Origin of the sequence: Loktanella salsilacus (assembly GCF_900114485.1) — a bacterium.
Lineage (GTDB): Bacteria > Pseudomonadota > Alphaproteobacteria > Rhodobacterales > Rhodobacteraceae > Loktanella > Loktanella salsilacus.
The window spans coordinates 1-22,443 of sequence record NZ_FOTF01000010.1; the positions used below are offsets into that span (position 1 = coordinate 1).

23 protein-coding genes and 1 pseudogene are annotated in these 22,443 nt (G+C 62.5%); 12 read left to right on the forward strand and 12 right to left on the reverse strand.

Annotated elements, in window-relative coordinates:
- A pseudogene (locus BM131_RS10245) lies at positions 1-208 on the forward strand (ISNCY family transposase); the annotation flags it as partial.
- Positions 209-424: 216 nt separating this feature from the next.
- Here the strand turns inward: BM131_RS10245 and BM131_RS10250 are convergent.
- From BM131_RS10250 to BM131_RS10260, 3 genes are all read right to left on the reverse strand, one after another.
- Positions 425-775 (reverse strand): hypothetical protein, encoded by a 351-nt coding sequence (locus BM131_RS10250; protein ID WP_090189129.1) that lies wholly within the window; start codon positions 773-775, stop codon positions 425-427.
- Between the two features lie 31 nt (positions 776-806).
- Positions 807-944 (reverse strand): entericidin, EcnA/B family, encoded by a 138-nt coding sequence (locus tag BM131_RS10255; protein WP_090189131.1) that lies wholly within the window; start codon positions 942-944, stop codon positions 807-809.
- Between the two features lie 204 nt (positions 945-1,148).
- Positions 1,149-1,898, reverse strand: a complete 750-nt coding sequence (locus tag BM131_RS10260) for an alpha/beta fold hydrolase (RefSeq protein WP_090189397.1) — start codon at positions 1,896-1,898, stop codon at positions 1,149-1,151.
- 78 nt (positions 1,899-1,976) lie between these two features.
- Between BM131_RS10260 and BM131_RS10265 the strand changes: the two genes are divergently transcribed.
- Entirely contained in the window at positions 1,977-2,348 is a 372-nt protein-coding gene (locus tag BM131_RS10265) for a hypothetical protein (RefSeq protein ID WP_090189133.1), read from the forward strand.
- Between the two features lie 139 nt (positions 2,349-2,487).
- On the opposite strand, the gene BM131_RS10270 is transcribed toward BM131_RS10265, so the two are convergent.
- Both BM131_RS10270 and glyA read right to left on the reverse strand, forming a co-directional pair.
- Complete coding sequence (locus BM131_RS10270) at positions 2,488-3,144, reverse strand: DsbA family oxidoreductase (RefSeq protein WP_090189135.1); 657 nt, start codon at positions 3,142-3,144, stop codon at positions 2,488-2,490.
- Positions 3,145-3,283: 139 nt separating this feature from the next.
- Positions 3,284-4,579, reverse strand: a complete 1,296-nt coding sequence (gene glyA, locus BM131_RS10275; RefSeq protein WP_090189137.1) for a serine hydroxymethyltransferase — start codon at positions 4,577-4,579, stop codon at positions 3,284-3,286.
- 172 nt (positions 4,580-4,751) lie between these two features.
- On the opposite strand from glyA, the gene BM131_RS10280 reads away from it, so the two are divergent.
- Positions 4,752-5,516 carry an NAD kinase gene (locus BM131_RS10280; protein ID WP_090189139.1) on the forward strand — a complete coding sequence of 255 codons (765 nt, stop codon included), beginning with the start codon at positions 4,752-4,754 and terminating at the stop codon, positions 5,514-5,516.
- A 111-nt stretch (positions 5,517-5,627) separates the two neighbouring features.
- Positions 5,628-5,810: a CsbD family protein gene (locus BM131_RS10285; protein ID WP_090189141.1), complete on the forward strand. Its 183-nt coding sequence runs from the start codon at positions 5,628-5,630 to the stop codon at positions 5,808-5,810.
- Between the two features lie 63 nt (positions 5,811-5,873).
- Here BM131_RS10285 and BM131_RS10290 read toward each other — a convergent pair whose 3' ends face one another.
- The 3 genes from BM131_RS10290 to BM131_RS10300 form a co-directional block, all read right to left on the reverse strand.
- Positions 5,874-6,626, reverse strand: coding sequence for a hypothetical protein (locus tag BM131_RS10290; protein ID WP_090189143.1), 753 nt, complete (start codon positions 6,624-6,626; stop codon positions 5,874-5,876).
- 37 nt (positions 6,627-6,663) lie between these two features.
- Positions 6,664-8,556 (reverse strand): propionyl-CoA synthetase, encoded by a 1,893-nt coding sequence (locus BM131_RS10295; RefSeq protein ID WP_090189145.1) that lies wholly within the window; start codon positions 8,554-8,556, stop codon positions 6,664-6,666.
- Positions 8,557-8,899: 343 nt separating this feature from the next.
- Positions 8,900-11,194: an NADP-dependent malic enzyme gene (locus tag BM131_RS10300; protein ID WP_090189147.1), complete on the reverse strand. Its 2,295-nt coding sequence runs from the start codon at positions 11,192-11,194 to the stop codon at positions 8,900-8,902.
- Between the two features lie 247 nt (positions 11,195-11,441).
- Between BM131_RS10300 and BM131_RS10305 the strand changes: the two genes are divergently transcribed.
- On the forward strand, positions 11,442-12,251 hold the full coding sequence (locus BM131_RS10305) for a lysozyme family protein (RefSeq protein WP_090189149.1): 810 nt from the start codon (positions 11,442-11,444) through the stop codon (positions 12,249-12,251).
- Positions 12,252-12,358: 107 nt separating this feature from the next.
- On the opposite strand, the gene BM131_RS10310 is transcribed toward BM131_RS10305, so the two are convergent.
- Positions 12,359-12,541 carry a hypothetical protein gene (locus BM131_RS10310; RefSeq protein WP_090189151.1) on the reverse strand — a complete coding sequence of 61 codons (183 nt, stop codon included), beginning with the start codon at positions 12,539-12,541 and terminating at the stop codon, positions 12,359-12,361.
- Positions 12,542-12,621: 80 nt separating this feature from the next.
- The gene (locus BM131_RS10315; RefSeq protein WP_090189153.1) at positions 12,622-12,834 is read right to left on the reverse strand and encodes a DUF3072 domain-containing protein; all 213 of its coding nucleotides are present in this window, start codon (positions 12,832-12,834) and stop codon (positions 12,622-12,624) included.
- A 116-nt stretch (positions 12,835-12,950) separates the two neighbouring features.
- Between BM131_RS10315 and BM131_RS10320 the strand changes: the two genes are divergently transcribed.
- The 6 genes from BM131_RS10320 to BM131_RS10345 all read left to right on the forward strand — a co-directional run bounded on the left by BM131_RS10320 (position 12,951) and on the right by BM131_RS10345 (position 18,940).
- Positions 12,951-13,367 carry a cytidine deaminase gene (locus tag BM131_RS10320; protein WP_090189155.1) on the forward strand — a complete coding sequence of 139 codons (417 nt, stop codon included), beginning with the start codon at positions 12,951-12,953 and terminating at the stop codon, positions 13,365-13,367.
- Between the two features lie 4 nt (positions 13,368-13,371).
- On the forward strand, positions 13,372-14,673 hold the full coding sequence (locus tag BM131_RS10325) for a thymidine phosphorylase (RefSeq protein WP_090189156.1): 1,302 nt from the start codon (positions 13,372-13,374) through the stop codon (positions 14,671-14,673).
- Entirely contained in the window at positions 14,674-15,849 is a 1,176-nt protein-coding gene (locus BM131_RS10330; RefSeq protein WP_090189159.1) for a phosphopentomutase, read from the forward strand. It abuts the gene before it with no gap.
- Positions 15,846-16,832 (forward strand): adenosine deaminase, encoded by a 987-nt coding sequence (locus tag BM131_RS10335; RefSeq protein ID WP_090189161.1) that lies wholly within the window; start codon positions 15,846-15,848, stop codon positions 16,830-16,832. Before BM131_RS10330 ends, BM131_RS10335 begins: the two co-directional genes overlap by 4 nt.
- Positions 16,829-17,461 (forward strand): uracil phosphoribosyltransferase, encoded by a 633-nt coding sequence (gene upp, locus BM131_RS10340; protein WP_090189163.1) that lies wholly within the window; start codon positions 16,829-16,831, stop codon positions 17,459-17,461. The genes BM131_RS10335 and upp overlap by 4 nt, the downstream gene beginning before the upstream one ends.
- 123 nt (positions 17,462-17,584) lie before the next feature.
- Positions 17,585-18,940: an SPOR domain-containing protein gene (locus BM131_RS10345; RefSeq protein ID WP_139222614.1), complete on the forward strand. Its 1,356-nt coding sequence runs from the start codon at positions 17,585-17,587 to the stop codon at positions 18,938-18,940.
- A 59-nt stretch (positions 18,941-18,999) separates the two neighbouring features.
- Here the strand turns inward: BM131_RS10345 and BM131_RS10350 are convergent, their stop codons facing one another.
- A complete protein-coding gene (locus BM131_RS10350; RefSeq protein ID WP_090189167.1) occupies positions 19,000-20,013 on the reverse strand; it encodes a hypothetical protein in 1,014 nt (337 codons plus the stop codon).
- 49 nt (positions 20,014-20,062) lie between these two features.
- Positions 20,063-21,691: an AMP-binding protein gene (locus BM131_RS10355; protein WP_090189169.1), complete on the reverse strand. Its 1,629-nt coding sequence runs from the start codon at positions 21,689-21,691 to the stop codon at positions 20,063-20,065.
- A 102-nt stretch (positions 21,692-21,793) separates the two neighbouring features.
- Here BM131_RS10355 and BM131_RS10360 point away from each other — a divergent pair, with 102 nt between their 5' ends.
- Positions 21,794-22,441: a sulfotransferase family protein gene (locus tag BM131_RS10360; protein WP_090189171.1), complete on the forward strand. Its 648-nt coding sequence runs from the start codon at positions 21,794-21,796 to the stop codon at positions 22,439-22,441.
- The last annotated feature ends 2 nt before the right edge of the window (positions 22,442-22,443 follow it).

Genomic DNA, 22,443 nt, shown 5'->3' on the forward strand with positions numbered 1-22,443 from the left:
GGCGATCACCGAGAACAAGCATCTCAGCGCAGTGCTGGAGCATATCAAGGCCGAACAGGACAAGGCACCGCCCAAACCGCGTCGTGCGGGCAAGCAGGCGACGGTCTACGTCCCGAACGGCCGACGCAATACCGAAGGCTGGAACTCGAAACTCGCCCGCCGGGCAAAGACAAAAGGTGAAACTGCCGCGCCACATCCCGCCGAATGACCGAAACAGCATGGCTGTTCAGGGCTGCGATAGATGACGTCTCCGCCCTGCCCAGCCATGCTGCAACACCGCACCTGAGACATTTCTACTTTGCACACCGAGGGACATTCTAACTTGGTTGCAACAACAGTGTGACCAAGCGGTTAACGCCGAGCGGGGCATGAAAAAGGCCCGCAGCGGTGACTGCGGGCCGTTATAGTGTGGTGTCAGCAGCGCTTAGTGTTTGCGGTAGGACACCGCATAGATCAGCGTCGCGACGAAGGCGTAGATGAAGTTCACCGTCAGGACGAACTGCCACGGGGCAGCGGCGCCAAAGACGAATTTCGCCAGCAGCGACGGGATCACGGTCAGCGCGATCAGGGCGAAGGCCCAAGCGGCGACGTTGCCGCCGCGTGCAAAGGCCGGGATCAGCAGCAGGGCCACGATGATCGCAATCAGGTTGCGGCCAAGTGACGTGATCAGCGGCATCACGTCAGCGCCCGCCATGATGTTGATGGCGATGGAATTTAAGATCGTGCCAATGATACCGGCGATAATAACGACAAAAACTGTGCGAAGCGTAAACATGGTAAAATAGGCTTTCTAGGACAGGGTGGGGTTACAGATCCGACTGCACGGCGCGGGTCTGGGTCGTGATCGCTGTGCCCGTCGCGGTCAGGTCTTGGCCAGCACCTGCGATGGTGTTGCAGGCGGTCAGGGCTGTCAGAACGGCAAAAAGCGAAAGAATGCGTGTCATGCGAGTGTCTCCGGTCGCGAAGGGGAATGATTTTCCAAGTCTTATGACATTGTGCAATCGCGCGCGACGGAAAGATGCAGCGGCTGCGTATTATGTGGCACAAACACCAAACCGCAGGAGCGATCCGATGCAAAGCCTTCCTTATATCTTTGTCAGCCTGATGGGCGGGCTGTGCCTTGCCGCTTTTCTGACCTCTGCGGTGATCTAGGCGTCCAGAAAGGCGCGCACGGCGGCCTCAACCGCGCGGGGCTGTTCGGCGTGCAGCCAATGGCCTGCGTCTGGCACGGTTTCGATCAAAGCGGCGGGAAAGGCGGCATGGATGGCGGGTGCCGCGCTGTCCGGGACGTAAGATGAGTTTGCGCCGCGCAGAAACAAGGCGGGGCCGTCGAACTGGCCCGCAGGCGCTGGCCAGCCGACAATCTGGGGCATATCGCGGGCCAGAACGTCAAGGTTCAGCTTCCAGCGTTTGTTTTGCAGATCAAGGCTTTGCAGCAGGAACGCCGCCGTGCCTGCGTCAACGTCCATCTGGTCGGCGGCATCCTTGCGCGACGTGATCTGCGATAGGTTCACGCCTAGCATGGCGTGCAGCGGGCCGTCTTGAGAGTGATCGTAAGGGGTCGGCGCGATGTCAGCGACGATCAGTTTGTTGATCAGCGCAGGCCGGGTCAGCGCCAGCATCATCGCCGCCTTGCCGCCCATCGAATGACCCATGACGTCCATCTTGGGGGCGATCCCCGCAATGACCTCGGCCAGATCGGCGGCCATGTCGGCATAGCTGTGGCTGTCCATCGCCGGGCTGTCGCCGTGGTTGCGCATGTCGACGGCCACGACTTGGCGGGTGTCCGATAGCCGTTTTGCAATCACGCCCCAATTTCGGGCAGAGCCAAACAGGCCGTGGACGATCAGCAGGGGGGCCAAGTCAGTCGGGGTGCCGTGGGTGATTGTGTTCAGCATGTCGCAGGCCTGTATCATGTTGGGTTGCGCGCCGCCCCGGGGCTTGAGAGGGCGCGGCCCCATCGCTACCACAGGGGCATGGTTGCTGACACCCTTTCCCGCAAAAATGCGCGTATCCGGTCCGAGCTGCAGGCAAAGCTGGGGCTGAATGGTCGCACGCTGGAACAGCAGGCCAGCAAGGTTGGCCGCAGCCTGCCGCGCGCTGTGATCCGCGATCTACGGGCTGTGGTGCGGGCGGATGTGGCGCAGGGCAACCCGAGGCTGGCGCGCATGGCCGATACGGCGGCGACCGGCAGATGTGCCGACCGGGTGCTGGTGCATCTGAGCGGTATTGATCGCGGGGCACTGCGGCAGACGCGGATCCTGCGCAAGCTTGCGGCTTGGTCAGCAGCCGGGATCGCAGTGTTTGTGGTGGTGATTTGGGTGTTGCGGGTGCAGGGGCGGATTTAGAATTGTGCAGCGAGGTGGATCGACCCAGCAAAGCTGGGCCGATCCTTGGGGGCGCTGCCCGCCGCCGGCTGGTTCTTGAACCAGTGGCGCACCAACCGGCGACCCCCCGAGGTATTTTAGACCAGAAGAAGGGGGGCCGTTACGCGGCGGGGAGGGCGGCCAGTTGGTCGAGGATGCTGCCGTAGTTTTCGGCACCTTGGGCCCCGGTGACGAGGTGTTTGCGATCAAAGATCACAGCGGGCACGCCGCTGATGCCTTGGCTGGTCCAGAACTTTTCCTCGGCGCGAACGGCTTCGGCGTAGCGTTGATCGTCCAGCACGGCGTGGGCTTCGGTCGCGTCTAGGCCGATGGAGGCTGCGATTTTCACGAGGGCATCGGTGTCGGACAGATCGGCGTTGTCGGTGAAGTGGGCCGAGAAGAACGCCTGTTTCAGATCATGGCCGCGGTCCAATGTGTCTGCCCAGTGGATCAGCTGATGCGTGTTGAATGTGTTGTGCATCCGCGTGTCGGGGCCAAAGGAAAAGTCGAAGTCCAGCTCTTTGCCCAAATCGGTCAGGCGCTTGCGGTTGGCTTCCGACTCGGCGGCGGTGCTGCCGTATTTTTCCATGATATGTTCGGACATGTTTTGGCCAGACGCAGGCATGCCGGGGTTCAATTCAAACGGGTGCCAGTGCAGGTCATAGTCGGTGCCTTTGGCATCAAGCGCTTGTTTCAGCTGGCGATAGCCGACGATGCACCACGGGCAGACCACGTCTGATACGATGTCGATACGAAGGGGCTCTGGGCGGTCAGTCATGGCGGTATCCTTTGGAATTGGTCCGCCTGAGGTGGGGCGGTGCGGCGCGTAAATCAAGGGGGCGCTGCGCGAAGTCATTGCCGCATAACGCAAAAGGCCGCCGCAGGGTGCGACGGCCTTTGTTGGATTTCTGCAAAAATTACAGGTTCGGGTAGATCGGGAAGCGGTCGCACATGGCTTCAACCTCGGCGCGGACCTGCGCTTCGACTTCGGCGTTGCCCTCTTCGCCGTTGGCGGCAAGGCCGTCGACGACCTGGCCAATCCAGCGGCCGATCTGGCGGAACTCTTCTTCGGTAAAGCCGCGTGTCGTGCCTGCGGGCGAGCCGAGGCGCACGCCAGAGGTGATGGTCGGCTTTTCGGAATCGAAGGGGATGCCGTTTTTGTTGCAGGTGATGTGGGCGCGGCCAAGGGCGGATTCGGTCGCGTTACCCTTGACGCCTTTGGGGCGCAGGTCGACCAGCATCAGGTGCGTGTCGGTGCCGCCGGTAACGATATCAAGGCCGCATTTCATCAGCTCGTCTGCCAGCGCTTGTGCGTTCAGCACGACCTGCTTTTGGTAGTCCTTGAAGCCGGGGCGCAGCGCCTCGCCGAAGGCGACGGCCTTGGCGGCGATCACGTGCATCAGGGGGCCGCCCTGAATGCCCGGGAAAATGGCCGAGTTCACCTTTTTCGCGATGTTTTCATCGTTGGTCAGGATCATGCCGCCGCGCGGGCCGCGCAGGGTTTTGTGCGTCGTCGTGGTGGCCACATGCGCGTGCGGGAAGGGCGAGGGGTAAAGACCCGCTGCGACCAGACCGGCAAAGTGTGCCATATCGACCAGCAGATAAGCGCCGACCGAATCTGCAATCGCGCGCATTTTCTCAAAATCGATGATGCGGGGAATCGCAGAGCCGCCAGCGATGATCATCTTGGGCTGGTGTTCAGCGGCCAGTTCGGCGACCTGATCGTAGTCCAGTTCCAAGTCCTGCGCGCGCACGCCGTATTGAATGGCGTTGAACCATTTGCCCGACTGGTTCGGCTTTGCGCCGTGGGTCAGGTGGCCGCCAGCGTCCAGCGACATGCCAAGGATCGTGTCGCCGGGCTGCAGCAGCGCCTGGAACACACCCTGGTTTGCCTGAGAGCCGGAGTTCGGCTGCACGTTGGCAAAGTCACAGGAAAACAACTGCTTGGCACGGTCGATGGCAAGGTTTTCAGCCACGTCGACATGTTCACACCCGCCGTAATAGCGCCGGCCCGGGTAGCCTTCGGCGTATTTGTTCGTCATCACGCCGCCCTGCGCTTCCATGACGGCGGCGCTGACGATGTTTTCGGATGCGATCAGCTCGATCTCTTTGCGCTGGCGGCCAAGTTCGGCGTCCATGGCTTTTGCAATTTCAGGATCACGGCTTGCCAAAGATTCGGTGAAGAAGCCGTCGTCACGGGTGGGGGCGTTCATGGCTGTTCCTTTCGGGCATGATAACGAGGTTTGCACGCCTTCTACGCCAATTGGCGCAAGGTCAAAAGCGGCAAAACGTCCCGCTAGGTCAATCTGCTGCGATGGCGCGTGCTTGCGTTTCAGATGGGATCAGACGACAAAACCCGGCACGCTTGTTAAGGATGACGCCTCTATGCCCCGATTGCGGATCGCTTTTACGGCCAGCAACGCCCCCCTTGCCCAAGAGGCGTTGGCCGAGTTGACCCAGCGCCATGGCAGCGTCGCACCCGAAGAGGCGCAGTATATTGTTGCCTTGGGGGGCGATGGTTTCATGCTGCAAACGCTACACGCTACGCAGGCGCTGGATGCCCCGGTCTACGGGATGAACCGCGGCACGGTCGGGTTCTTGATGAATGAATACGAGGATGAAAAGCTGGCGCAGCGGCTGCAGGACGCAAAAGAAGAGATTATCAATCCGCTGATCATGACGGCGCTGGCGGCGGACGGGTCGATGCACACGGCGCTGGCGATTAACGAGGTGTCCTTGCTGCGCGCAGGTCCGCAGGCGGCCAAGCTGCGCATCACCGTGGATGGTACGCTGCGGATGCCAGAGCTGGTTTGCGACGGCGCGCTGGTGTGCACCCCTGCGGGATCGACGGCGTATAACTACAGCGCGCATGGGCCGATCCTGCCGATTGGGTCGGACGTCTTGGCGCTGACGGCGATGGCCGCGTTCCGGCCGCGGCGCTGGCGCGGGGCGCTGTTGCCGAAAAAGGCGGTGGTGCGGATTGACGTGCTGGACGCGGAAAAGCGGCCTGTGATGGCGGATGCCGACGGCAAATCCGTGCGCAATGTGGTCAGCGTCGAGATTCAGTCCGACCCCAGTATCCGCCACCGCATTCTGTTCGACCCCGGCCACGGGCTAGAGGAACGCCTGTTCCAAGAGCAATTCACCTGACACGAAAACGAGAGCAGTGCGGAACCTAATACGCCGCCGCTGGTTTGTTCAGCAGACGGGAAGCGCGGCAATGATTGACGCCAACCCCCGACCAAAACAGGAGATTTCCTCATGGGCGAACTGACTGACAAAATGAAAGCCGCAGGCAACAAAGCTGCGGGTTCCGTGAAAGAAGCCATCGGCGACGCGACCGACAACGAGCGTTTGGAAGCCGAAGGTAAAGCGCAGAAAGCCAAGGGCGCTGTGCAAGACGTGACCGGCACCGTGAAGGGTGCGCTGGGCGACGATATCTAAAGACCCAAGCGACTTATTCTGGAACCCCGTCTGTGCAAACAGGCGGGGTTTTTGTTGGCGGTGTTAAGGGCAGGGCCCAAAATCGCGGAAAGATAGCGTGACAAACCGCTTGCCGCGCAGCGACCAACGCGCATGCTCTGGACCTCTTGGGGTCATGACTGTCAGGACAAGACCGGGCCACGCGCCTGCGCTGGCTGGCATGGTTAACAGCATCTTTTCCGCCATGGTGACTGGCCCTTCGGCGCTACGCAGGCAAAATGGTGCGCCTGCGCTGCGGTCCAATGCATCGCGGTCGATCATATCGGGCCACATCAGTGCTCCCGATATGATCCTGAAGGTGAAAACCGCCAACAAAGTCAGGGTAAAGGGTCGGGCCAAGCCCGATAATGTTCGCCACGCCGGAATGATCAGAAGTGCGGCGGCCCCTGCAACAACCATATGCAGCGCCAGCCCGCCCGGAGCGCCGCGTGTCATCACCGCCAAAGCGAGCGGCAGGCCCAATCCCAAGCAAAATCCAGCAATACAGGCCAGGACATAATCAAATGACCACGCGTCTCGGTCTGCATATTCACTGGCCGAAAATGACAAAACTAACTCAAGTATCCAACGCGCTCCGAGTGCGAGCGTTGCGGTGCCTAGTAAAGCAAAGAGTAAAATGGGCCCGACAAAGTCGAGTACCCCTTCCTCGGACAACGGTGTCACCGGCGTCATCACCACAAATGTCATCGCCAGCATTGCGCAAGCTAACCACAGGCGCGTGCCGACCGCTGTCGGGATAAGGAAAAAGAGGCTGGCGACGACGATAAGAACGATCACAATACCGCACGCCTTCTTTTTTTCGCAAAGCGCCTAATTACGCCCCGCCATACCCCAGCGGTTTCAATGCCGTGCGGATTTCGTCCAAGATCGCCGGGTCGTCAATCGTTGCGGGCATCTTAAAGTCCGCGTTATCGGCGATGCTGACCATCGTGCGGCGCAGGATTTTGCCAGAGCGGGTTTTGGGTAGACGGTCCACCACGACGACCAGTTTGAAGGCGGCGACGGGGCCGATTTCTTCGCGGACCATGCGGATGCAATCCTTTACGATGTCCGCGTCCGTGCGGCTGGTGCCTTTGTTGGTGCACACAAACCCCATGGGCAGTTGACCCTTCAGCTCGTCCGTGACGCCAATGACGGCGCATTCGGCGACGTCGGGGTGGTTGGCAAGGATCTCCTCCATCGCGCCGGTGGACAGGCGGTGGCCAGCGACGTTGATGACGTCGTCGGTGCGCGCCATGACGTACAGATAGCCGTCCTCGTCCATCAGGCCTGCGTCGCCGGTTTCATAGTAGCCGGGGAAGGTGGTCAGGTAGGATTTGATAAAGCGATCCTCTGCCCGCCACAGGGTCGGCAGGGTGCCGGGGGGCAGGGGGAGTTTGATCGCGATGGCGCCAAGCGTGCCGCGCGGGACCTCGTGCCCGCCTTCGTCAAGGATGCGGATGTCATAGCCGGGCAAGGCGACGGTGGGGCTGCCAATTTTGACGGGCAGCGCCTCTATCCCGGCGGGGTTGCCGACCATGGGGAAACCGGATTCGGTCTGCCACCAGTGGTCGTAGACCGGGACCTTCATCACGTTTTGCGCCCAGATGATCGTGTCCGGGTCAGCGCGTTCGCCAGCAAGATAGAGGGCGCGCAAGGAGGAGATGTCGTAGTCCTTGATCAGCTCGCCCTTGGGATCATCGCGCTTGATGGCGCGAAAGGCGGTGGGGGCGGTGAAAAAGCTGCGGACCTTGTGGTCTTGGATCACGCGCCAGAAGGTGCCCGCATCGGGGGTGCCGACAGGCTTGCCTTCGAAGACAACAGTGGTGTTGCCGTGGATCAGCGGACCATAGCAGATATAGCTGTGGCCCACGACCCAGCCGACGTCGGAGGCGGCCCAGAACACCTCGCCCGGGTTGACGTTATAGATATTTTTCATCGTCCAGTTCAGCGCGACAAGGTGTCCCGCTGTGGCGCGGACGACGCCCTTGGGCGCGCCGGTGGTGCCAGACGTGTAGAGGATATAGGCCGGGTGATCGCCGGCGACGGGGACGCATTCGGCTGGCGTGACGCCCTGCTGCACGGCGTGCCAGTCGTGGTCGAAGCCGTCCGTCATATCGGCGCGGCACTGCTCGCGCTGCAAGATGACAGTGAAGTCGACCTTGTGCTTGGCCTGCGCGATGGCCCCGTCGATCAGCGGTTTATAGGCAACGGTGCGCCCCGGCTCTAGCCCGCAAGAGGCACCGATGATCGCCTTGGGCGTTGCGTCGTCGATGCGGACCGCCAGTTCGTGGGCGGCGAACCCGCCAAAGACGACCGAATGCACTGCACCGATGCGGGCGCAGGCGAGCATGGCGACAAGCGCCTCTGGCACCATCGGCATGTAGATGATGACCCGGTCGCCCATGCCGATGCCCTGAGCGCGCAACGCGCCAGCAAGGGATGCGGTGGCGGTTTGCAGCTCTGCAAAAGTCATGCGGCTGACGCAGTGCGTCATCGGGCTGTCGTGGATGATGGCAACCTGATCGGCGCGGCCATTTTCGACATGGCGGTCAACCGCGTTGTAGCAGGTGTTCACCTGCGCATCGGCATACCAGCTGTAGATTGGCGCTTTGCTGTCATCGAGGGCGCGGGACGGTGGTTTCACCCAAGTGATCGCTTGCGCGGCCTTCATCCAGAACGCCTCTGGATCGGTTTGCCAGCTTTTGTATACGTCAGCGTAAGTCATAAGTCCCGTCCTCCCAAACGTCGCTAGGTTAGGGATAGAAGGGCGGGTTTCGGCGGGCAAGGGCGGTGTGCGGGTTAGGGCGGGGGATGTGTGAATTTATTGACAAATCCGGGGTGGGTTGATTGGCCCGGGCGGGCCAACTGGAGGCGCTGCCTCCAGACCTCCGAGGTATTTGGGACCAGAAGAAGGGGGGAGGCAAGGGGCGCTGCCCCGGGATATTGGGGACGAGAAGAAGAGGGCGCGGTGTGGATTTGGCACGATTTGCGAAACGGTCAGGCCGCACCTGCGCGCCGCTTTTTGGGCGGCGGCAGGTGCGGTCTTAAGGTCGCTAGCTGCGGCAGGCCTATTCGTAGTGCGAGACGGGCGTGCCTGCGATCGCGGACATGTTCAGCAGGCCGCGGGCGGTAATGGACGGGGTCACGATATGGGCGCGGTTGCCCATGCCCATCAGGATCGGGCCGACTTCGAGCGCGTTGCCCTTCATTTTCAGGATGTTGCGTACGCCAGAGGCCGCGTCGGCATTGGCAAAGACAAGGCAGTTCGCCGCGCCGTCCAGATGTGCGCCGGGGAAGATCCGGTTGCGCAGTTCGACGTCGAGGGCGCTGTCGATGTGCATTTCGCCTTCAAAGCTGAAATCGCGAGGCTGGCTGTGCAGGATGTCCATCGCCGCGCGCATGCGACGGCCAGAGTTGCTGTCCATATTGCCGAATTGGCTGTGCGAACACAGCGCGATCTTGGGCTCGACCCCAAAGCGGCGGATGTGGCGGGCGGCACCGATGACGGTTTCGGCGATCTGCTCTGGCGTCGGCTCTTCGTGGACTTGGGTGTCGGCGATGAACAGGTTGCCGGTTTCCAAAATCATTAGCGACAAGGCTGCGACGGGGTGCAGGGTTTCATTACCGAGGATCTGTTGGATGTAGTTCCGGTGCCACAAGTATTGGCCGAAGGTGCCGCAGATCAGCGAATCCGCCTCGCCGCGGTGGACCATGACCGCGCCAATGGCGGTGGTGTTGGTGCGCATGATGGCGCGGGCCAGGTCAGGGGTCACGCCCTGACGGGCCATGATTTCATGGTAGGTGCCCCAGTAATCGCGGTAGCGCGGATCGTTTTCCGGGTTCACGATTTTAAAATCGACGTCGGGCCGGATATCAAGGCCGGCACGTTCGCAGCGCGCGGCGATCACCTCTGGGCGGCCGATCAGGATCGGCTCCTCGGTGGTTTCCTCCATGATCGCTTGAGCGGCGCGCAGGACACGTTCGTCCTCGCCTTCGGCAAAGACGATGCGGCGGCTGGCGGTGCGGGCTGCCTCGAATACGGGGCGCATGATGAAGGCGGATTTGAACACCGAGGCGTCGAGTTGGCGCTTGTAGGCGTCCATATCTGCGATGGGCCGGGTGGCGACGCCGGTGTCGCAGGCGGCTTGGGCCACGGCGCTGGCGACGACGCCCATCAGGCGCGGATCAAAGGGCTTGGGGATCAGGTATTCGGGGCCAAAGGTCAGCTGCTCGCCTTTGTAGGCGGCGGCGGCTTCTGCGCTGGTGGTCGCGCGGGCCATGGCGGCGATGCCTTCGATGCAGGCGATCTTCATTTCGTCATTGATCGTGGTTGCACCTGCGTCGAGGGCCCCGCGGAAGATGAAGGGAAAGCACAGCACGTTGTTGACTTGGTTCGGAAAATCCGACCGGCCTGTGGCGATGATCGCACGCGGGTTCACCGCGCGGGCGGCACCTGGGTCGATTTCCGGGTTCGGGTTGGCCAAGGCGAAGATGATCGGCACTTCGGCCATTTTGGCGACCATGTCGGGGGTCAGCACGCCGGGGCCGGACAGGCCAAGGAACACGTCCGCCCCGTCGATCACGTCAAGCAATGTGCGCGGCTGATCACCTTGGGCGTATTCCGCCTTTTGGTCAGTCATGTCGAGTTCGCGGCCTTTGTAGACAAGGCCTTGCAGGTCGCAAAGGAAGACGTTCTTGCGCTGCACGCCCAGTTTGAGCAGCATGTTCAGGCAAGCGATACCGGCAGCGCCGCCGCCGGTGGACACGACTTTGACGTCGGCAAAATCCTTTTTCGCGATGCGCAGGGCGTTGGTGATGCCCGCGCCGACGACGATGGCGGTGCCGTGCTGGTCGTCGTGAAAGACGGGAATGTTCATCCGCTCGCGGCAGATTTTTTCGACGATAAAGCAGTCGGGGGCTTTGATGTCTTCAAGGTTGATCGCGCCGAAAGTGGGTTCAAGCGCGCAGACGATTTCGGCCAGTTTGACGGGGTCTGGTTCGTTCAATTCGATATCGAAGCAGTCGATATTGGCGAATTTCTTGAACAGGACGGCCTTGCCTTCCATGACAGGCTTGGACGCCAGCGCGCCGATATTGCCAAGGCCCAGCACGGCGGTGCCGTTGGTGACGACGCCGACCAAGTTGCCGCGTGTGGTGTAATCGCGGGCCGTGGCGGGGTCTTTTTTAATCTCGAGGCAGGCCTCTGCGACACCGGGGGAATAGGCGCGCGACAGATCGCGGCCGTTAGCCAGTGGCTTGGTCGCGCGGATTTCCAATTTGCCGGGGCGCGGGAACTGGTGGTAGTCCAAAGCCGCCTTGCGCAGGCTGTCTGATGGGGTGTCGTCTTTATCGGCGGGGGTCATGGCCGGGCGGTCCTTTCAAGCGATAGTTTACCCCTAAACCATCGCCATGTCGGACGCTAGGTCAGCGCAACGGTGCAAAGGGATCATTTCGCATAGGATGCGTGTCTTGCCGCGATTTTTGGCTGATGGCTGGCCCTGAACTGCCGCGGGGAACAGCGCGCCGGCTAAGGGCAAATATTTCTGCCGCCAACGATTTATCAACATTTATCGCACAGGTTCGCCCGGAATGAAGTGAAAAGGGCCCCTCATGACGCTGTTCAGAAAGCTGTCGTTGATGACATTCCTGCTGGGACTGGTGATCGCTGTGCCGGAAATCGCACCAGCAGATGCGTTGTCATTGGCGGGACGGGCACCGATCCTGCAGGGGCGGGTTGCTATGGTAAGTATCGCGCCCCGGCAGGACACGGCACAGCCCCCTGTTACGGTGGCCAGCCTTTTTGTCGGGGACGAGGGGAAAAGCTTTTTCGCGCCTTATCCCGTGCGGTTGCGGTCCCAATCCGGGGGCGGCGAGGTGGTGGATGATGTGCGTTTCATCCGCTCTGCTCCGTCTGGTGCTCCGTCAGGGGCGCTATCTGGGGGCGCACCGGCGGACCGGGTCCGGCATCTGATTGCCGCGGCAGAGGCGGGGCGTCACGGTTATGACGCAGTGCAATATGGCGCGACGCGTAAGCCCGCAGCGCGGCCTACTGACATGACAATCGAGCAGATTTACGCATGGATCAAGGCGACACCGGGCCAGCCCCATGCCATTGGCCGTTATCAGTTTATCCCGGCTACCTTGCGGCGGCTGGTGGATATCACGGGGATCGATCATCGCGCGCGGTTCTCGGCCGAGGTGCAGGACGCGCTGGCAGATGTGCTGCTGGAAGAGGCCGGATTTCGAGAGGTGCAGGCCGGACGCATCGGGCGGCGCACCTTTATGAACAATCTGGCTAAGATTTGGGCCGGATTACCAAATTCCACAGGCAAAAGCCACTACCATGGATATGCAGGTAATCAGGCGACAATGACATGGGCCCGGTTTGATGCGGAAATGGCGATGATCTTTCCCGGATAGATGGTTCTGCGATTGGGCGCGGATCAATGCATCGTCAGATACTGGTGCAATGGCGTAGGGTCGCCATCGCGCGGCACGTTTGTGCCTTTAACGTGATGCCGCGTTGATCAGCGCTTTGACGTTTCAGCATCCAACTGCGACGACAGGCGATTGATCATATCGTCCGCCCGGTCAGAGGTCATCTGATCGCTAAACGGATGGCCGGTCTTTTCGCACAGCTCTTGCAAGATGGCGGCTTGTTCACCGTTCATCATGTGGTGGTCTTCGGTCATGTTTGGTCCGGTCGTCATCTTGTGGCTCCTATAAAAAGTGTTCGGTTTGCAAAAATGGCGATCGTTAAAAACAGCCTCGGGGGAAACAGCTGTAACAGTTAAAGGTTCAGGTCCGTATTCAGGTGGCCGCGCAGCTCTTCGATCCGGGCCAGCGCCTGCGATTGGGTCAGGCTGGCGTCAAAGGGTTCAGACGCTTCGCCGCAAAGCACTTGCAGCAGATCGGCCTGATCGCCGGTCATGGGGCTGTCGCTGCCCTGCGGCAGATTGCCTGCGTCGTCAGCAAGGATCGGTTTTGCGGTGGGCGGTATCATATCGGCCTCCTTCTTGTGATGGTTCAACGCTGGGTCATGCGTTTGGGTTCCCCTTGTCGCCTTGCATCCGGGGGCGCTGGGCTTCACTGTTATCCCAAATACCGGAGATTCCTTTCATGTCCCATTCTGACCCCGCAACCGCCGATCTGATCGCGGCCGCGACCGCTGTACGCCTGAATGCGCACGCGCCTTATTCCCGCTTTTTGGTGGGGGCTGCCATTCGCATGACCGACGGCAGCATCCACGTCGGCTGCAATGTCGAGAACGTCGCTTATCCCGAAGGCACCTGCGCCGAAGCGGGCGCAATTGCAGCCATGTGCGCCGCAGGCGCGCGCGATGTCGCGGCCGTTGCGGTTATCGCGGATAGCCCCAAGCCCATCAGCCCCTGCGGCGGGTGCCGCCAGAAGCTTGCGGAGTTTTGCGGGGGCGACGTGCCTGTTACGCTGACGACGCTCGACGGCGTCACGCAAGAGACGACGGTCGCCGCGCTGCTGCCCGGGGCCTTCGATCAGGCCTATATGAGCAAGGTCTAAGATCATGGATGCTAGGGCGATTATAGCGCAGGTGCGCAAGGGTCAGACGCCGCCGCAGGCCGATTTATCGGCTTTTGCGCAGGGGTTGGCGACGGGCGCGGTGTCTGACGCGCAGGCTGGGGCCTTTGCCATGGCGGTCTGTTTGAACGGGCTGTCGGACGCGGGGCGTGTTGGCCTGACGGCGGCGATGCGCGACAGCGGCGATGTGCTGGCGTGGGATTTGGCGGGGCCGGTTGTCGACAAGCATTCGACCGGCGGCGTGGGCGATTGCGTGTCACTGATCCTAGCGCCGATGTTGGCGGCCTGCGGGGTCTTTGTGCCGATGATTTCGGGGCGCGGGCTGGGCCACACCGGCGGCACCCTAGACAAGCTAGAGGCCGTTCCGGGCGTCAGCACCGACGTCAGCGAAGCGCGGTTGCGCGCCATCGTGGCCGAGGTCGGCTGCGCGATTGTCAGCGCCACGGGGCGCATCGCGCCGGCGGACAAGCGGCTGTATGCGGTGCGCGATGTGACAGCGACGGTGGATTCCGTGGACCTGATCACCGCCTCGATCCTGTCGAAAAAGCTGGCGGCGGGGCTGGGGGCCTTGGTGCTGGACGTCAAATTCGGCAGCGGCGCTTTCATGAAAACCGAAGCCGAGGCGCGCGCGCTGGCGCAGGCGCTGGTGCAAACCGCGCGCGGGGCAGGGTGCCCGACCGTCGCTGTTCTGTCGGACATGAACCAGCCGCTCGCCCCCAGCCTGGGCAATGCGACAGAGCTTGCGACTTGCATGGAAATCCTGTCCGGCGCACCGGAAGCCGCGCCGCGTCTGGTGACACTCGCGCTGGCGCTGGGCTGCGAGGCATTGGGCCTTGCGGGCTGGCCAGAGGATAAGGCCCGCGCCGCGTTAGAGCGCACGCTGGCTGACGGCACGGCGCTGAATAGGTTCGCCCGGATGATCGCCGCATTGGGCGGCCCGCCCGATATGGATCAGGACTGGCGCACGCATTTGCCAAAGGCCCCGGTCACGCTGGCGGTCAAGGCCAGTGCCGCGGGCCATGTCGCCGCGATTGATGGCGAAGCACTGGGTCTTGCCGTCGTCGCACTGGGCGGCGGGCGGCAAAAAGAGGGCGACCGCATTGACCCCGCCGTCGGTTTGACCGATGTGCGCAATCTTGGCGAACGCGTGGCCGCTGGTGATGTGCTGGCGGTGGTGAATGCCCGCAACGATGATGCCGCGCAGGCGGCCTGCGATGCGGTCAAGGCGGCGATTACCATTGGCGCTGCGCCGCATGTGGGGCCGCTGATACTGGACAGGATAACTTAGATGACACGTGCTTTTCTGGTTGTGATCGACTCGGTCGGCATTGGCGGCGCGCCAGACGCGGACGCATTTTTTAACGGCAGCTTGCCAGACACCGGGGCCAATACCGTGGCGCATATCGCGCAGGCGCAGGCCCTGACCGTGCCGATCCTGGATTCGCTGGGCCTGGGCGCGGCGGTGCGTTTGGCCAGCGGCGATGACGTGCCGGGCCTTGATGCCGCACCGACCGCCGCCTGGGGGGCCGCGCAAGAGGTGAGCCCCGGCAAGGACACGCCGTCCGGTCATTGGGAACTGGCGGGCGTGCCGGTGCCATGGGATTGGACCTATTTCCCCGACACGCAGCCCGCGCTGCCTGCCGATCTGACAGCGCTGATCTGCAAGCTTGCGGGCACGGACGGCATCCACGGCAATTGCCACGCCAGCGGCACGGCGATCATCGACGCGCATGGCGCGGCGCATCTGCAGGACGGCTGGCCGATCGTTTACACCTCGGCGGACTCGGTGTTGCAGATCGCGGCGCACGAGGAAAGCTTCGGCCTCGACCGGCTTTTGAAGCTGTGCAAAGACTTGGCCCCGCATCTGCATGCGATGAAGGTTGGCCGCGTCATTGCACGGCCTTTCCTTGGCGCGCCGGGCCGTTTTAAGCGCACGGCAAACCGCAAGGATTACGCCATCGCGCCGCCCAGCCCGACGCTGTGCGACAATGCGCAGGCGGCAGGGCGCAAGGTTTATGCCGTGGGCAAAATCGGCGACATCTTTTCCATGCGCGGCATCGACGAGAACCGCAAAGGCGAAGATCGCGCGCTGATGGGGCATCTGTCCGATTTGATCGACACGGCCGAAGACGGCTCGTTCACCTTTGCCAACTTCGTCGAATTTGACAGCCTTTATGGCCACCGCCGCGATATTGCGGGCTATGCGGACCATCTGGAATGGTTTGATGGCGCGCTGGGCGATCTGCTGCCGCGTCTGCGGGATGGCGATCTGCTGATCGTGACCGCCGATCACGGCAACGATCCCAGCTGGCCCGGCACCGATCACACGCGCGAACAGGTGCCTGTACTGGTGCACGGCATCGGCGCGCGGGCCCTTGGGCAACTTGCTTTCGTTGATGTGGCCGCCAGCGTGGCAGACCACTTGAATATTCCACATACCGGACCAGGAAAATCCTTTCTATGACACTGCGAACACTCCCAAAAGTCGAACTGCACCTGCACCACGAAGGGGCTGCGCCGCCTGAGTTCATCAAAGGTTTGGCTGCCGAAAAGAAGGTCGACCTGAGCGCGATTTTCGACGCGGATGGCGGCTATTTGTTCCGCGACTTTGCGCATTTCCTGTCGATCTACGACGAGGCGTGCACCGTTCTGACCGGCCCGGAAGAATTCTATCGCCTGACCCGCGCCGTGCTGGCGGAAAGCGCGTCGCATGGCGTGATTTATACTGAAAGCTTCCTGAGCCCCGATTTCTGCGGCGGCGGCGATCTGGTGGCGTGGCGCGATTATCTGGCCGCGATTGCGCAGGCCGCCAAGGATGCAGAGCGCGAGGACGGCATCGTGCTGCGCGGCATCGCGACGGCTGTGCGCCACCACGGCCCCGACGCCTGCAAAAAGGCCGCGCGGGTCGCGGCGGAAACAGCAGACGGTTTCCTGACCGGCTTTGGCATGGCTGGCGCAGAGCTTGAAGGACGCCCCGGCGATTTTTCCTATAGCTTTGATCTGGCAAAAGAAGCGGGCCTGCGCCTGACCGCCCATGCGGGCGAATGGGGTGGCCCCGACCGCATCCGCGAGACGCTGGCGCTGGGCGTCGAGCGCCTGGGTCACGGCATCAAAGCAATCGAAGATCCGGCCCTTGTGCAGGAACTGGTTGACCGCGGCATCGTGCTAGAGGTTTGCCCCGGCTCGAACGTTGTGTTGCAGGCTGTCACCGGCTGGGACGCGCACCCGATTGAGCGTCTGCGCGACGCTGGCGTGCAGGTCACGATCAGCACCGACGATCCGCCGTTCTTTCACACGACCATGACGGAAGAGCTGGAAGGCCTGCAAAAGACCTTTGGCTGGGATGAAACCGATTTTCGTGCCATGAATGTCATCGCCGCCAACGCGGCCTTTTGCGACGTGGCAACCCGCGATGCGATCTTGAAAAAACTGGAGGCAGCGGCATGACCGAACACCTGACCCACGTCAAGCATCCACTGGTGCAGCACAAGCTGACCTTGATGCGGCGCAAGGAAACCTCGACCGCGGGATTTCGCCAATTGCTGCGCGAAATCAGCCAGTTGCTGGCCTACGAGGTCACGCGCAATCTGCCGATGACGACCGAGCGGATCGAGACGCCGATGCAGATGATGGATGCCCCGGTGCTGGACGGCAAAAAGCTGGTGCTGGTGTCGATCCTGCGGGCCGGTAACGGCCTGATGGACGGTATTCTAGAGCTGATCCCCAGCGCCCGCGTTGGTTTTGTCGGGCTTTACCGGGACGAAGAAACGCTGCAGCCGGTGCAGTATTACTTCAAGGTGCCGCAATCGCTAGAGGATCGCATGGTCATCGCCGTCGATCCGATGCTGGCGACGGGCAATTCGTCGGTCGCGGCGATTGATCTGCTGAAAAAAGCGGGCGCCACGAATATCCGGTTCTTGTGCCTGCTAGCTGCGCCAGAGGGGATTGCCCGCATGAAAGAGGCGCATCCCGATGTGCCAATCGTCACGGCCGCCGTGGATGACTGCCTGAACGAGCAGGGCTATATCGTGCCCGGACTTGGCGACGCGGGCGATCGGATGTTCGGCACCAAGTAGGCGTTCCGATCAGCCAACCGATTCTGTGCATGGATTCGAGAATTAAGGCATTATCAAGGTGATAATGCCTTTACTTGCTGGGGATTGTTTGCGATCTTACCACAATATCTTGTGGGGGTGTCTATGTCTGCGACCAGTTTTGCCAGTGCGATTGCTTTAGCTGCGACTATGGCGGCGGGTGTCGGTATCACCGGCGCTGCGGCGCAGGGCGTGGCAATTCCGGCCGAATTCCCGCCCAGCTCTTACACCGGCACGCAATATGTCGACAGCAAGGGCTGTGCCTTTGTACGCGCTGGCATGGATGGCCGTGTGAATTGGGTGCCGCGCGTGAACCGTGCGCGAGAGCAGCTGTGCAACTTTCAGCCGACCACGACGCGCACTGCTGCGGCACCGATGCCCGATCCGCTGCCAAATGTGCCGATCATCACGGTGAACAATACGCCAGCCCCAGTTGCTGCGCCTGCGCCCCGTGCGGCCACGCCGCGTGCAAGTGCACCCGTCCGCATTGCCGCTGCTGCACCTGCGGCCGCTGCGCCGACAATCCGTGCTGCCACGCCATCCGCGACTGTTCAGCCCGCCACGGCCCGCGTCGTCAGTCCTCCCGCGCCGCGCCGCATCACGCTGGCAGAGGCGTGCGAAGGCAAGAGCGGCGTTCAGCGCGGCTATATCAGCGCCAGCACAGGTCAGCCGATTGATTGCGGCGGCGCGCCGCGCGTGGCTGCTGTGATGCAGCCGCCGCTGGTGGCCGCTGGCCCCGCACCGCTGCGTCTGACGCTGGCTGCCGCTTGTGCGCAGCAGGTGGCAACTGGCCGTACGCTGATCAATGCCGCGACCCGCCAACCCATCGTCTGCGACGTGCCCGCCGCCACCGTGGTCGCCAGCGTGCCGCAGGCGCGTGTTGCGGCACCGACGGTTGCTTCCGCCAGTGCCTGCGGGATCGACGGGTTCAATTCTGACGGTCGCTATCCTGTGCGCTGCGGCCCGCAAGCCTTGTCGCCATCGGGCGGCGCAACCGCCTTGGCCAGCGCTGCGCTGCCGCGTACCGCGACGGTGTCTACGCGGACCGCAAAGCCGCTCTTTGGTGCGGGTCCTGTACCTGCCTCTAACATCCCGGCCAGCCGCGTCACGGTGCCCAATGGCTATGCGCAGGTCTGGGACGATGGCCGCATTAACCACCAACGCGGCCTGCCAAAGACGCAAGCCCGTGTCAGCAGCCGCTCTGTCGCGCGCGCCGCAGTCCAAGCGCCAGCCGCTGCGACAACCGGTCACCGCTATGTGCAGGTCGGCAGCTTTGGCGATCCGGCGAACGCGGCGCGGCTGATTGCACGTCTGCAGGCCGCTGGTCTGCCTGTCGCTTCTGCCAAGTCGGGTAGCGTTAAGGTCATTGCAGCGGGTCCGTTCCGGTCTGCCGCCGACCTGAACCGCGCCCTTGGCATGGTGCGCGGCATGGGCTTTGCAGACGCTTACCTGCGCAGCTAAGTTTCACGTCTGGGACTTTTCAAAAGGGCGCTGCGGATCACCGCGGTGCCCTTTTTCGTTTAGCTATCGCAGATGGATTGCAGCTGCAGCCATGCGGCATCCGTTAGCACCGGCTGCGGCTCTGACCCGCCCAGCGGTTTGGCTGTCATCAGACGCGCCCCGTTCTGGCCGCGCGCGGTGCGCAGTTCGGCATAGGGGGCGGTGGGGATTTTTGCGGCACCAAAGGCGGCGATCAGCTGCGGTTCGGTGACAGGCGGCTGGCCCTGATCCAGCAGATAGGCCGCATAGCTGGCCAGCGCGGAATCTGGCAAAGCGCCGGAGGTCAGCAAGTGCACCGTCGCGCGCAGGCCCGCGTGGCGCAAAATATCTTGCACGGGATCGTCATCGCGTGTGCGCGCGGCGACGATATCGCCGGCGGTCACAAAGGGATCGTCGTAGCGCACCAGAGTCGCGCGGTCGATCACCGACAGATTGCCGGGCAGGCTGGCGGGTCCAGGCAAGACGCCGGGTAGGACGATGACCTGCCCTGTGCGGTTCATGCCGAACAGGCGCGTTTGCAGCGTTTGCAGGGCCGCGCGCCCCTGCGCGCCCCGGCAGGCGGGGCCCGTGCTGGCCTGCAGATGCCCCAGAACCGCTGCCCCAACCTGCGCTCGCCGCAGATCGCTAAGCGATCCTGCCGCCTGATCGCGCAGCAAAGCAGGCCCCCAAGTCGCCGCAGCCACGGTCACGGCGATCAGCACGGCTGCGGTCAGCCCTTGGCGCAGGCGGCCACGGCGCGGCTGCGCTTTGACGATCTGCCCGCGCACTGTGTTGATGGCGTCGATCATGATCGGATCGTCGATTTCCAGCGATTCTGCTGCATCCGCATCGGGGGCAAAAACGGCGGGGACAACGCCTTGATTAAGCTGCACAATCGCTGGCAGCGACCAATGCGACAGGGGCCGCCCGGCCGCGTCCGACACCACAAGCGTGGCGTTCCCGAAAGAGACGATGACCTCTCGCCTTTGGTCGGTGCGCGCGGCGCGCCACAGGCCAAGGCTTTCTAGTCTGTCGTATTGCGAAAGTGCGGTCATATTGCCTGTCTTTAGTTACTCAGACCCTAACCCACGCAGCCGCGCACGCCTAGGGGGTGCGGCCCGCAAGCTTGCGCAATTCGAACTTCTGGATCTTGCCGGTAGATGTTTTTGGCAGTTCGCAGAACACGATGCGTTTGGGGCATTTGAAGCCCGCCAGACGGGCGCGGGTATGGGCGATCAGCTCTTCCGCCGTGGCCGTACGGCCCGCCTTTAGCTCGATAAAGGCGCAGGGCACTTCGCCCCATTTGTCATCGGGCTGGGCGACAACGGCGCACAGGCTGACGGCGGGGTGGTGCATCAGCGCGCTTTCCACCTCGACAGAGGAGATATTTTCCCCGCCAGAGATGATGATATCCTTGGCCCGGTCGGTGATCTGGATATAGCCGCCGGGATGCTGGACAGCCAAATCTTCGGTATGGAAATAGCCGCCGGCAAAGGCTTTTTCCGTCGCTGCGGGGTTGCGATAATAGCCTTTCATCACCGCATTGCCGCGCATCACAATCTCGCCCTGCGTTTCCCCGTCGCGCGGCACGCCCTGCATCCCGTCATCGACGACATAGATGTCATCCATCATCGGCATCAGCACGCCTTGCCGCGCCTTGATGGCTGCCCGCTCTTCCCCCGGCAGCGCGTCCCACGCCGCGTTCCAGATGCATTCCGTTGCCGGGCCATAGGTTTCGGTCAGCCCGTAAACCTGCGTGATATTGAACCCCAGCTCGCCCACAGCGGCCAGCAAGGCGGCCGCAGGCGGCGCGCCAGCGGTGAACACCTCGACCGTGTGATCAAAGGCGCGGCGGTCGGCGTCAGCCGCGTTGACGATCAGGTTCAGCACGATGGGGGCACCGCCGAAATGGGTGACGCCGTGATCGGCAATCGCCGCATAGATCGCAGCGGCGGTGATGTCGCGGCAACACACGGCGGTGCCACCCAGCAGCGGCATCATCCATGTATGCGTCCAGTTGTTGCAGTGAAAAAGCGGCACGATCTGCAGCATCACCGGGAACAGCTGCATGCGCCACGAAATCTGGTTGCCCATCGTCGCAAGGTAAGCGCCGCGATGGTGATACACGACGCCCTTGGGCCGCCCGGTGGTGCCAGAGGTATAGTTCAGCGCGAGGCTTTCCCATTCATCCTGCGGCATAATCCACGCGAAATCTGGCGCGCCGCTGGCGACAAGGTCCTCATACAGGCGATGCCGCCCGGTGGCGGGGATACCGGCCACAGCGTCGGGGACCTCGATCAGGATCGGGGCAGGGGTGGTCATCAGGGTGATCGCGGTTTCGACCAGCGCGATGAACTGGCTGTCGATCAGGGCGACTTTGGCCCCGCTGTGGTCAAAGATATAGGCGATGGTGTCGGCGTCCAGCCGGGTATTGATCGTGTTCACGACCGCCCCGCAGGCAGGGGCGGCAAATGACGCCTCTGACTGGGCGGGTATGTTGGGCAAGAGCGTCGATACGACATCGCCGGGGGCCACACCCAGCCCGGTCAGCGCATGGGCCAACTGACTGATACGGTCTGCATATTCGGCGTAGGTCAACGCGGTGTTGCCATAGACCAGCGCGGTGTGATCCGCAAAAACATCCCGCGCGCGCCGCAGGTGGGTCAGCGGCGTCAGCGCTACAAAATTCGCAGCTGTTTTGCCCAGTCCCGTCTCGTCCGTCATCCAACCCATGTGCGATCCCCCTTCACCTTGATGCCCTCGCTTGGCAGAGTGGGGCAGAGGTTTGAACTTGGCAATGGGGGCCGTGATGACTGACGCAAGCGGCACGCACCGATGATCCTGTCGTCCGGACGGCGCTATGCCTTTGTCCACATACCCAAGACCGGCGGTACCGCCATGGCTCTCGCGCTGGAAGCGCGGGCGATGAAGGACGACATCCTGATCGGCAACACACCCAAAGCCAAGCGCCGCAAAGCGCGCCTGCAGGGCCTGACCGCGCCGGGGCTGCTGTGGAAACATAGCCGCTTGCGCGATGCGGAGGGTATTTGCGACATGACGGGTTGGCGCATCTTTACGCTGGTGCGTAATCCGTGGGACCGGATGGTCAGCTACTATCACTGGCTACAGGCGCAAACCTTCGCCCACCGCGCCGTCACGCTTGCACGGTCTCATGGTTTCAGCGCCTTCCTGAACCACCCTCATACCGTCGCAAGCCTACTGGCCCAGCCCTATGCGTCCTATGTCACGGATGCGGCAGGTGTGATGCGCGGCACGGATTTCATTCGTCTGGAACAGGCGAAAACTGATCTCGACCCCATCTTCGCCCACCTCGGCTTTCGCTTCGATCTGCCCATCGCCAACACATCACAGCGCGCAAAGGACTGGCGGCCCTATTATGCGGACGCCGATGCCGCCCTTATCGCCCGCCTTTGCGCCGCCGATATCGCAAGGTCAAACTACCACTTCGACCCGCCAATATAAAA

Coding starts and splice junctions, on each gene's coding strand:
- BM131_RS10315 (WP_090189153.1), bottom strand. CDS start 12,834: ATGATACCGCCCACCGCAAAACCGATCCTTGCTGACGACGCAGGCAAT.
- BM131_RS10280 (WP_090189139.1), top strand. CDS start 4,752: ATGCCCCGATTGCGGATCGCTTTTACGGCCAGCAACGCCCCCCTTGCC.
- BM131_RS10325 (WP_090189156.1), top strand. CDS start 13,372: ATGGATGCTAGGGCGATTATAGCGCAGGTGCGCAAGGGTCAGACGCCG.
- BM131_RS10270 (WP_090189135.1), bottom strand. CDS start 3,144: ATGACTGACCGCCCAGAGCCCCTTCGTATCGACATCGTATCAGACGTG.
- BM131_RS10295 (WP_090189145.1), bottom strand. CDS start 8,556: ATGACTTACGCTGACGTATACAAAAGCTGGCAAACCGATCCAGAGGCG.
- BM131_RS10355 (WP_090189169.1), bottom strand. CDS start 21,691: ATGGGTTGGATGACGGACGAGACGGGACTGGGCAAAACAGCTGCGAAT.
- BM131_RS10260 (WP_090189397.1), bottom strand. CDS start 1,898: ATGCTGAACACAATCACCCACGGCACCCCGACTGACTTGGCCCCCCTG.
- BM131_RS10250 (WP_090189129.1), bottom strand. CDS start 775: ATGTTTACGCTTCGCACAGTTTTTGTCGTTATTATCGCCGGTATCATT.
- BM131_RS10285 (WP_090189141.1), top strand. CDS start 5,628: ATGGGCGAACTGACTGACAAAATGAAAGCCGCAGGCAACAAAGCTGCG.
- BM131_RS10360 (WP_090189171.1), top strand. CDS start 21,794: ATGATCCTGTCGTCCGGACGGCGCTATGCCTTTGTCCACATACCCAAG.
- BM131_RS10335 (WP_090189161.1), top strand. CDS start 15,846: ATGACACTGCGAACACTCCCAAAAGTCGAACTGCACCTGCACCACGAA.
- glyA (WP_090189137.1), bottom strand. CDS start 4,579: ATGAACGCCCCCACCCGTGACGACGGCTTCTTCACCGAATCTTTGGCA.
- BM131_RS10345 (WP_139222614.1), top strand. CDS start 17,585: ATGTCTGCGACCAGTTTTGCCAGTGCGATTGCTTTAGCTGCGACTATG.
- BM131_RS10300 (WP_090189147.1), bottom strand. CDS start 11,194: ATGACCCCCGCCGATAAAGACGACACCCCATCAGACAGCCTGCGCAAG.
- BM131_RS10265 (WP_090189133.1), top strand. CDS start 1,977: ATGGTTGCTGACACCCTTTCCCGCAAAAATGCGCGTATCCGGTCCGAG.
- BM131_RS10310 (WP_090189151.1), bottom strand. CDS start 12,541: ATGACGACCGGACCAAACATGACCGAAGACCACCACATGATGAACGGT.
- BM131_RS10255 (WP_090189131.1), bottom strand. CDS start 944: ATGACACGCATTCTTTCGCTTTTTGCCGTTCTGACAGCCCTGACCGCC.
- BM131_RS10350 (WP_090189167.1), bottom strand. CDS start 20,013: ATGACCGCACTTTCGCAATACGACAGACTAGAAAGCCTTGGCCTGTGG.
- upp (WP_090189163.1), top strand. CDS start 16,829: ATGACCGAACACCTGACCCACGTCAAGCATCCACTGGTGCAGCACAAG.
- BM131_RS10305 (WP_090189149.1), top strand. CDS start 11,442: ATGACGCTGTTCAGAAAGCTGTCGTTGATGACATTCCTGCTGGGACTG.
- BM131_RS10320 (WP_090189155.1), top strand. CDS start 12,951: ATGTCCCATTCTGACCCCGCAACCGCCGATCTGATCGCGGCCGCGACC.
- BM131_RS10330 (WP_090189159.1), top strand. CDS start 14,674: ATGACACGTGCTTTTCTGGTTGTGATCGACTCGGTCGGCATTGGCGGC.